At 64.9% G+C, this 1,543-nt stretch carries 2 protein-coding genes and 2 pseudogenes; all 4 read right to left on the reverse strand.

All coding sequences use genetic code 11. From position 1 onward, the window contains the following. A pseudogene (locus MKK63_RS13410) lies at positions 1 to 88 on the reverse strand (IS5/IS1182 family transposase); the annotation flags it as partial. 57 nt (positions 89 to 145) lie between these two features. Continuing rightward, complete coding sequence (locus MKK63_RS13415) at positions 146 to 442, reverse strand: hypothetical protein (RefSeq protein WP_244002465.1); 297 nt, start codon at positions 440 to 442, stop codon at positions 146 to 148. Further along, positions 443 to 1,108: an AAA family ATPase gene (locus MKK63_RS13420; protein ID WP_244002467.1), complete on the reverse strand. Its 666-nt coding sequence runs from the start codon at positions 1,106 to 1,108 to the stop codon at positions 443 to 445. It lies immediately after the preceding gene. 295 nt (positions 1,109 to 1,403) lie between these two features. Then, positions 1,404 to 1,543, reverse strand: a pseudogene (locus tag MKK63_RS13425) (IS630 family transposase); the annotation flags it as partial.

A 1,543-nucleotide genomic window follows, 5' to 3' on the forward strand; every position in this document is an offset into this window, starting at 1 on the left:
GGCGTCCGCCCTTCGGACGGGGCCGGGGCGGCGGCAGGAGCGGGGAAATCGCGTCCCAGAGATCGTCGGGCAGAAGCGGGCGTGCCATACCCACCAACGCCTGCCCAAACGATCCGTGCCCGTTCTGTTAGGCGCTCTAAGATACTCAGCCACCGTCGCGCGCCAGCTTCTCGGCGATGGCCTGAAGCACCCACGTGTTGCGGGGTAGACGGACGGCGCTGCCCTTCCGCGCCCGCTCCAGACGTTCGAACAAATCGCTGTCCGCCGGGAACTTAAGGGGATGCTGAGCACCTTTGACGGTTAACTCAGGTGTGGCGATCGGGACCGGGGCCGGTGGCTCGGCATGTGGCACGCTCCCGCCCTTCGCGATGAACGCCTCAATAGGGTCGGCCGGCTCGGCGGGCTTGAGGGCAGGACGGATTGGTTTTGCGCTCAGAGCCATCTATCGGACCTCCTCCGGATCGCTTCTGGATATCTGGTGGGTATTGAACAGATGGCTAAACAGGGCGCCGATCTCCTCGGCGGCCTTGGGATCCTGCGGGCGTAGCTCGGTCACGGACAGGCCAGCGGCCGCCGCGTGGGCGAAAGCTTTCCGGGCTCCGAGCGCGGCCGGCACGAACTCCAGGCCCGGCTTTGAGCGGATCAGCTCAGCCGCCTCGGCATTCTCGGAACCGCGCGCCTCGGCCCGGTTGATGAAGGCAAGGGCACGTAACTCCGGATTGACGGCACGAGCCTCCTCGACGAGCTCGGCCACCTTGTCGAGAGTCCACACGTCGAAGGACCGGGGTGCGAACGGCACTAGGTACGTATGGCAGATTGAGAGCGCCGCACGCTGGCTGACGGTATCGCGGCCGCCCGTGTCGATGATGACGTGGGCGTGCTTCGGGGCGAGGCGCTGAACGCCGGATCGCACGGCGGCGCCGGTCAGGGCAATGCAGGTATAGCCCGCGCCGTCGGGCCGGCTCGCCTCGCGTAGGTTGGTGAAATCCGTCGAGGTCTCCTGGTCGTCCGCATCGACCAGCAGCACGTCGCCGCCGCCTGCCGAAAGCATGATCGCGAGGTTCGTCGCAACCGTCGACTTGCCCGAGCCGCCCTTGGTGCCGCCCACCACCGTGATCATGCCGTCTACCTCGCCGGTATCTGAACCATACGGATTAGATATCCTGCGGATCTTAATTCGGCATCCCCCGGAGACCTACCGGCGATCTGAAAGAGGTTATTCCGGTATGAGTGTGTTCGCGGCGCCTCGGTTGTACGGTCTGGCATTATGGACCGGTCGGGCCACCGGGATCCGCGGACGGTGGTCGGGTACGTCAGGAGGGCGAACGCCTTCAAGGGGCATTCAGGATCGGGGTTCCTGTAGAGCGTTCTGAATGCCGATAAATCGGCATTGGCGAGGAAGCCTAGTGGTGCGAGTCTAACACTTGGTGCCCGCGCTTTGCGGCCTGGATGATGCGATCCGGGTCGGCGGTCCAGACGAAGGGCTTCGGATTGCCGTTACTCTCGGCGATGAAGCGTTTGATGGCGGCCTGCACCTCGATCA

This window comes from Methylobacterium sp. J-088, assembly GCF_022829295.1.
In the GTDB taxonomy this organism is placed as follows: Bacteria; Pseudomonadota; Alphaproteobacteria; order Rhizobiales; family Beijerinckiaceae; genus Methylobacterium.

Excerpts from the sequence above, each read along its gene's own strand:
- MKK63_RS13415 (WP_244002465.1), bottom strand. The coding sequence starts at position 442 with ATGGCTCTGAGCGCAAAACCAATCCGTCCTGCCCTCAAGCCCGCCGAG.